The sequence below is a fragment of the Pseudohaliea sp. genome (genome assembly GCF_054552115.1).
This window is the reverse complement of record NZ_JBTOLW010000035.1, coordinates 26991-34420: the sequence shown is the minus strand read 5'-3', so window position 1 is coordinate 34420 and position 7430 is coordinate 26991. Positions and strand designations below refer to the sequence as shown.

The following is a 7430-nucleotide window of genomic DNA, read 5'->3' as shown; positions in this document are numbered from 1 at the left end:
CCCACAAAGCGTGTATCGGGGAGCGACTGGGGGCATTCCCCGGCAGCCGCCCCGGAATACACGCTACGGCAAGCGCGTATCGATGGAGATTGAGAGAAGACTCGCGCTCCGCGTAGCGGCCATGAGTACAGTCCCCTGGCAGCCCTGTACGCTGAAGGATCAACCCCCGGGGCCGAATTTTTCCAGTAATAATAGGCACTTGCATCATCAGGGGACGGGCGGCACAATGGCGCCGAAGCGTCTGGTGCGAATGTGGGCCCCCATGACCAAGAGTGAACTGATCGAGGCGATTGCCGCCAGGCAGACACAGCTGTCCACGAAAGACGTGGAGCTGGCGGTGAAGACCATCCTCGAGCACATGTCGCAGTCGCTGGCCAGCGGCGGCCGTATCGAGATCCGCGGCTTCGGCAGCTTCTCGCTTCACTACCGGGAACCGCGCCGCGGGCGCAACCCGAAAACCGGTGACACGGTCCAGCTCGCCGGCAAGTACGTGCCGCACTTCAAGCCCGGGAAGGAGCTGCGGGAGCGGGTCAACCTCGGCCTGCAGGGGGGCCTGTGAGCATCCTGCGCAGCCTGCTCATGCTCGTGGTGGTGGTGGCCATGGCCGCCGCCGGGGCACTCTTCGCCCTGCAGAACGAGGCCACCGTGCCCCTCGATGTGCTCGTGTACACCTTCGCGCCGCGCAGCGTTGCCCTCTGGGTGCTCGCAGCCTTTGCCCTCGGCGGCGTCGCCGGGCTGCTCATGGCGAGCCTGCTCGTGCTGCGGCTGCGCGCCCGGCTGCGGCTGCTGCGGCGGCAGCTGCACAAAGCCCAGGGCGAGGTCGAGAGCCTGCGCAGCAAGGATATCGTCGTCGGTGACTGAGGCCGCCTGCGAGCCCGCCTCGCCGGTCATCGTCGCCCTGGACTGTGCCCGTGGCGACGCGGCCCTGGCCATGGCGGCCCGCCTGGACCCGGGACTCTGCCGGGTGAAGGTCGGCAAGGAGCTGTTCACGGCCGCCGGCCCCCAGCTGGTGGACGCCCTGCAGGCGCGCGGCTTCCAGGTGTTTCTCGACCTCAAGTTCCACGACATCCCGAACACCGTTGCCGGCGCCGTCCGCGCCGCCGCGGAGCTCGGTGTGTGGATGGTCAATGTCCATGCCGGCGGCGGCCGGCGCATGCTGGAAGCGGCGGTCGACGCGCTCGCGGGCCGGCAGCACAGACCCCTGCTCATCGGCGTTACCGTGCTCACCAGCCTCGCCGATGCGGACCTTGCGGAGCTGGGCTACAGCGAGACTGCGGCCGAGCGGGTACAGCGCCTGGCGCGGCTGACGCAGGAGGCGGGTCTTGACGGTGTGGTCTGCTCGGCGCAGGAAGCACCCCGGCTGCGCGCGGCCCATGGCCCGGGCTTCCGGCTGGTGACCCCCGGCATCCGCCTGGCCGGTGACGCCGCCGGAGACCAGCGCCGGGTCGTCACACCGGCGGAGGGGCTCGCGCTCGGTGCCGATTACCTCGTCATCGGCCGCTCCATTACCGGCAGCGCCGATCCCGCCGAGACGCTCGCCGCCATCGTCGCCGGCCTGGACACAGCCGGAAAGGCGCCCGGCCAGCACGCTCAGAGGCCGTAATCCCGCGCCTTGCGCCTCGCATACTCGCAGCGCGGTCGCTCTCCCCGGGCGGCAGGGGAGGGCGCCGGGGGATGCCCTCACCAGGCGTGCATCACGGAGCGAGGGGCGGTATCTTCCAGCCTCCGTTCCCGGGATGAGTCACCGGCTTCGAAAGCCCCCGCTGCGCATTTTTCAACCATCTTCGCGCGCTTTCCTCCCGTCCGCGGCCCGCGGCTGCTAGGCTGCTCTCGATGCGGATGCCAGCAAGGATGCTGACCACTGTTATCGAGCTACCCCTGTAGCAAGGCTTCGACACTGTCACGGAACGACGGAGAAACCACACCATGGAACGAGTACGCACACTGATCGACCCCCTGCGCGCCCTGGCGGGCGCGGCCTTCCTCGCCGCCGCTGTCGGGGCGGCCCTGCTGCCGGCCGGGGCCGGCGCCCAGGAGGTGGATGCGGCCCCCGTGCCGGCCACCGTGAACATCAACAGCGCGGACGCGGCGACCCTCGCCGAGGCCCTGAGCGGTGTCGGCAGCAGCCGCGCCGAGGCCATCGTCCGCTACCGGGAAATGTACGGCCCCTTCGAGAGCATCGAGGAACTGGCCGAGGTCTCGGGGGTCGGCAGCGCCACCCTCGAGCGTAACCGGGAACGGATCACGCTGGAATAAGCGCCGGGCATCCGTATCATGGGGCTTCGGCCCCTTTTTTACGGGTTCATCGCATACTGTCAGGGCGACCGCGGTCGGGTACCCCCTGAGCAATCGTTGTTGCTTGCACATCGCAGTTTCCGGCCCGGCGCTGCGCCCAATCGAAAGGAGACAAAGCCCGGGTGAAATGTCTGGTCACGGGAGCAACGGGCTTTATCGGCACGGCGCTCTGCGAGTCTCTCGCGGCGCGGGGCGATGATGTTCTCCGCGCCGGCCGCGACCCGGCAGGGGAACTGCCGCTGGACCTGGCGGCGGACGCCGAGCCGGTGGTGCCGCCCGGTGTCGAGGTCGTGTTCCACCTCGCGGGCCTTGCCCACCGCTCCGCGCCCGCGGCGCTCCACGGCAGGATCAATCACCGCGGCACGGTCGCCCTGGCACGCGCGGCCGCCGCGGCCGGTGTTCCGCACTTCGTCTTCCTCTCCAGCGTGAAGGCCCTCGGGCCTGCGCGCGGGCCCGCGCCCCGGGGGGAGAGGGACGGCGGCCTGCCGCGGGACGGCTACGGGCGTGCCAAGGCCGCCGCCGAGCGTGAGCTGGCGGCGATCGCCGCAGAGAGCGCCATGGCGGTGACGGTGCTGCGGCCGGCCCTGGTCTATGGGCCGGGCGCCCGCGGCAACCTCGAACTGCTCTCCCGCTGGGTGGCTGCGGGCCGGCCGGCGCCACCGTCGGCGGGCGCCCGGTCCCTTATCGGCCGTGACGACCTGGTGCGGCTCCTGCGCCTGGTTGCGGCACAACCCGCGGCCGGCTATCGCTGCTGGAATGTCACCGACGGCGAGTGCTACACGGCACGGCGGCTGTGCGAAGCGCTCGCCAGGGCCCGGGGGCGGGCGCTGGCGGGGCCGGCGCTGCCGGCCTGGGCCTGGCGGGCTGCCGCGACCGCGCGCGATATCCTGCGGGGTGAGCGTCCGGGGCACACGGCCGCGGCGCTCCTCGGCCACGATTGTTACCGCAACGAGGCGGTCTGCGCGGCGACCGGCTGGGCACCGCGGGACCGTTTCGAGGACGTGGCGCCCGCCATGGTCGAGGCAGGGCTTGCAGAGGCGTCCGGCCACGGCAGGTTCCCGGGAGACGGGCGCTGATGCTGCTCGCTCTCGGCGCGGCGCTGTTCGCCGTCCTCGCGGGGGCGGGCTACGGCGCGCTGGCGCGCTCCCGGCGCTGGCTCGCCGAGCCGACGGCGCGTGGTTCCCACGCGGTGCCCACGCCGAGTGGCGCGGGCCTGGCGTTGTTCCTCGCCCTGGGAATGGCGCTGCTGGCCGGCGATACTGCCCTCGAGACCTATGCGCTGCCCCTCGCACTGGCGTTCGGCCTCGCGCTCGTCGGCTTCGTCGATGACCTGCGCCACCTCCCCGCGGTCTTTCGCCTCGGCGTTTATGGCAGTGCGGCACTTCTCGGCACCGGCTGGCTGGTCACGGGTACCGGCCCGGCCGGCCTGCTCGCGTGGCTGCCCCTTGCGTTTGCCGTGCTCGCCTTCACCAACTTCTACAACTTCATGGACGGCATCGACGGCCTGGCGGCGCTGCAGGGCCTGTCCGCCGGGGCCGTGGCCGCCTGGCTGGGCCACGACGCCGGCGCGTCGCCCGCCTACGTGACCCTCTGCCTGGCCCTGGCGGGCGTCCATGCCGGGTTCCTGTTCCACAACCGGCCCCCGGCGACCCTGTTCATGGGCGATGCCGGCAGCGTCCCCACCGGTTTCCTGCTCGCGGTGCTCGCGGTTGCAGGGCCCTGGCGCGAAGGCCTGACGCCGGCCAGCTGGCCGATCCTTGTCGCCCTGTTCACCTGCGACGCCGGCCTCACGCTGCTTTTCCGTGTGCTTCGGGGTGCGCCCCTGGCCGAAGCGCACCGGGACCACCTGTACCAGCGCCTGGCGCGCCGCTGGGGCTCCCACGGCCGGGTGGATGGCCTGTTCCTCGCGGTACAGTGGGGCTGGCTCACGCCGCTGGCGTTGCTGGCCGCCCGCGAACCGACCCTGGGGTGGCTGTTCATCGGGCTGGCCTACCTGCCCCTGCTGCTGGCCATGGCCAAGTACCGGCACTTGCAGTAACATCGGCGGATTGGTGGCGCACAGACAACAAGAGCCACCTGGCGCACAACCAGCGCGGAGTGAACAACTTGGTCAAGCAAGCAGCGGTTAACATGCTGCAGGCGCTCTCCTGCCGGTGGGCTGCCCTGCGCGCGGCGACCGACAGGCTCATCCAGGTTCCCCGCAACATCAAGCAAGGGCTGGTGTTGCTGGTGGACATGGCGTTTGTCGCGGGTTCCGTGTGGCTGGCGGTCGCCTACCCCTTCGGCGATGCCTCCTTCCATATCGGCTTTGTCGAGGTGCTCTGCGGCCTGGTGACGCTCGCCGCCAGCGCCCTGATCTTCCTGCGCATGGGCCTGTACCGGGCGGTTATCCGCTTCATGGGCCAGCAGGCGATCTGGTCCATCATCACGGCGGTCAGCTACTCCACCCTCGTGCTCGGCGCCACGATCTTCTTCACCCGGGCCGATGTGCCGCGCTCCACGCCCTTTGTCTACTGGGCTCTCGCCATGTTCTGCATCGGCGGCTCGCGGCTCGTGGTGCGGGCCTACTACCAGGCGCGACTGCGCTCCAGTTCCAAGAACGTGATCATCTACGGGGCCGGGGAGTCCGGGCGCCAGTTGCTCACGGCGCTGCACCACGGCGACCAGTACCGGGTCGTGGCCTTCGTGGACGACGACCCGCGCGCCCAGCACTCGGTGATCAATGGCCTGCAGGTGATGAGTCCCGCCGACCTCGAGCGTCTCGTGGAGGAGCACGCGATCACCCAGGTGCTTCTCGCCATACCCTCGGCGACCCACGAGCGCCGGCGGGAGATCATCAACTCGCTGGTGGGTCTGCCGGTGCACGTGCGCACGGTGCCGAAGATCAACGAGCTGGTCTCCGGCGCCGCCACCGTGAACCAGATCCAGGATATCGACCTCGACGACCTCCTCGGCCGCGACCCGGTGCCGCCGCACCCTGAACTCATCGATCGCTGTATCACCGACAAGGTGGTCATGGTGACTGGCGCCGGCGGCTCCATCGGCGCCGAGCTCTGCCGGCAGATTCTCGCCGCCGGTCCCCGGGAACTCGTGCTCCTCGACAACAGCGAGTTCGCCCTCTACCGCATCGAGCGTGAGCTGCGTGACCTGCAGGCCCGCGCCGGCACCTATATCGATGTCGTCTGCCTGCTCGGCTCCGTGCGCGACCAGGCGCGGGTCGAGACGATCTACCGCACCTTCGCTGTGCAGACGGTGTACCACGCCGCCGCCTACAAGCACGTGCCCATGGTCGAGTACAACGTGGCGGAAGGCGTCGCCAACAACGTGTTCGGCACCTGGCACGCGGCGGAGGCGGCACGCCTCGCCGGCGTCGAGACCTTCGTGCTCATCTCGACCGACAAGGCCGTGCGGCCCACGAACATCATGGGCGCGTCCAAGCGCTTTGCCGAGCTGATTCTCCAGGGGCTGGCCCAGGAGGACACGGATACGCGCTTCTGCATGGTGCGCTTTGGCAACGTGCTCGGCTCCTCCGGCTCCGTGGTCCCGCTGTTCCGCGACCAGATCGAGCGCGGCGGCCCGGTGACCGTGACCCACCCCGAGGTGTCCCGCTACTTCATGAGTATCCAGGAGGCGGCGCAGCTCGTGCTCCAGGCGAGCGCCATGGGGACCGGCGGTGACGTCTTCGTCCTCGACATGGGGGAGCCGGTGCAGATCGTCGACCTGGCAAAGCGCATGATCCGCCTGAGCGGTCATGAGGTCGGTGCCCGCGGGCCGGGCCACAATGGGGTGGAGGTCGAGTTCATCGGGCTGCGCCCGGGTGAGAAGCTGCACGAGGAACTGCTCCTCGGCACCTCCGTGAGCGGCACCGGGCACCCGATGATCATGCGCGCCGAGGAGGAGAGCCTCGCCTACCGCGATGTGCGCCGGGCGCTGACGAAGATGCGCGAGTGCTGCGAAGCCATGGACTGCCGGGGCATCACCGAGATCCTCTCCGAGGCGGTGAGCGGCTTTGCCAGCCACGAGGTGCGCCACGATCATCTCTGGGTCAAGCAGGGCCGCGCCGTGCGCCGCGCAAGCCGCGGCGATGCGGCCGAGTCCAACGTCAAGACGCTGTTTGCCGGCAAGACCGCGACAGACTGATACCTAGAGGAATACATGGCTGACTTCGATGTCTTCAATGGCGACGCGGACGGGATCTGTGCGCTGCTCCAGCTCCGGCTCGCGGAGCCCCGGGACGCCACCCCGGTTACCGGTGTGAAGCGGGATATCTCGCTCCTCGGTCGCGTGCAGGCGGGGGAGGGCGACCGGGTCACGGTGCTCGACATTTCCCTCGACAAGAACCGGGGACCGCTCGAGGCGCTCCTCGGCGCGGGTGCCCGCGTGTGGTACTGCGATCACCACTTTGCCGGCGACATCCCGGAACATCCCGGCCTCGAGGCACACATCAACACCGAGGCCACCGTGTGCACCAGCTCGCTGGTGAACGGCTACCTCGAGGGTGCCCACCGTCCCTGGGCCGTGGTCGGCAGCTTCGGTGACAACCTGCGCGAGAGCGCCGTGGCTCTCGCCCGGCCCCTGGGCCGCTCGGAGGAACAGCTCGAGCGCCTGGAGAACCTGGGTATCTACATCAACTACAACGGCTACGGGCCGGACCCGGATGAGCTGCACTTTCACCCGGCGGACCTGTTCCGGGAGCTCCTGCCCTACGCTGCGCCCGAGGACTTCATGGCCGACAACCGGCCGATCTTCGAGCGCCTGGAGACCGGCTACCACGAGGATCTCGGCGCCGCCCGGCAGCTCTCGCCGGAGTACGCCGACGCGCACGCCGCGGTCTTTCTTCTGCCCGCCGAGGCCTGGTCCCGGCGCGTGTCCGGCGTGTACAGCAACGAGCTGACCAACGCCAACCCGGACCGGGCCCATGCCGTGATCACGCCGAAGCGCGATGGCGGGCTCCTGGTCAGCGTGCGCGCACCCCTCAGCAACCGTTCCGGGGCCGACGAGCTCTGCCGCGAGTTTCCCACCGGCGGCGGCCGCGCCGCCGCGGCGGGCATCAACGACCTGCCGGAAGACCAGCTGCAGGCCTTCATCGACCGCTTCGCGGGCTTCTATGCCACCCGCTGATCGGCCGCCCGCTG

8 protein-coding genes are annotated in these 7430 nt (G+C 70.0%); all 8 read left to right on the top strand.

Features of this window, described 5'->3' with window-relative positions; genetic code table 11:
* The first annotated feature begins 262 nt into the window (after window positions 1-262).
* The 8 genes from ihfB (at window position 263) to ACX93N_RS14380 (ending at window position 7416) form a co-directional block, all read left to right on the top strand.
* Window positions 263-559, top strand: a complete 297-nt coding sequence (ihfB, locus tag ACX93N_RS14415; protein ID WP_459429140.1) for an integration host factor subunit beta — start codon at window positions 263-265, stop codon at window positions 557-559.
* Window positions 556-861 carry a lipopolysaccharide assembly protein LapA domain-containing protein gene (locus ACX93N_RS14410; RefSeq protein ID WP_459429139.1) on the top strand — a complete coding sequence of 102 codons (306 nt, stop codon included), beginning with the start codon at window positions 556-558 and terminating at the stop codon, window positions 859-861. The genes ihfB and ACX93N_RS14410 overlap by 4 nt, the downstream gene beginning before the upstream one ends.
* Window positions 854-1603, top strand: a complete 750-nt coding sequence (pyrF, locus tag ACX93N_RS14405) for an orotidine-5'-phosphate decarboxylase (RefSeq protein WP_459429138.1) — start codon at window positions 854-856, stop codon at window positions 1601-1603. Before ACX93N_RS14410 ends, pyrF begins: the two co-directional genes overlap by 8 nt.
* Before the next feature lie 323 nt (window positions 1604-1926).
* Window positions 1927-2256 carry a ComEA family DNA-binding protein gene (locus ACX93N_RS14400; protein ID WP_459429137.1) on the top strand — a complete coding sequence of 110 codons (330 nt, stop codon included), beginning with the start codon at window positions 1927-1929 and terminating at the stop codon, window positions 2254-2256.
* 161 nt (window positions 2257-2417) lie between these two features.
* Complete coding sequence (locus tag ACX93N_RS14395; protein WP_459429136.1) at window positions 2418-3371, top strand: NAD-dependent epimerase/dehydratase family protein; 954 nt, start codon at window positions 2418-2420, stop codon at window positions 3369-3371.
* Window positions 3371-4333, top strand: coding sequence for an MraY family glycosyltransferase (locus ACX93N_RS14390; RefSeq protein ID WP_459429135.1), 963 nt, complete (start codon window positions 3371-3373; stop codon window positions 4331-4333). Before ACX93N_RS14395 ends, ACX93N_RS14390 begins: the two co-directional genes overlap by 1 nt.
* Window positions 4334-4401: 68 nt before the next feature.
* The gene (locus tag ACX93N_RS14385) at window positions 4402-6435 is read left to right on the top strand and encodes a polysaccharide biosynthesis protein (protein ID WP_459429134.1); all 2034 of its coding nucleotides are present in this window, start codon (window positions 4402-4404) and stop codon (window positions 6433-6435) included.
* Window positions 6436-6450: 15 nt separating this feature from the next.
* Window positions 6451-7416: a DHH family phosphoesterase gene (locus ACX93N_RS14380; RefSeq protein ID WP_459429133.1), complete on the top strand. Its 966-nt coding sequence runs from the start codon at window positions 6451-6453 to the stop codon at window positions 7414-7416.
* The last annotated feature ends 14 nt before the right edge of the window (window positions 7417-7430 follow it).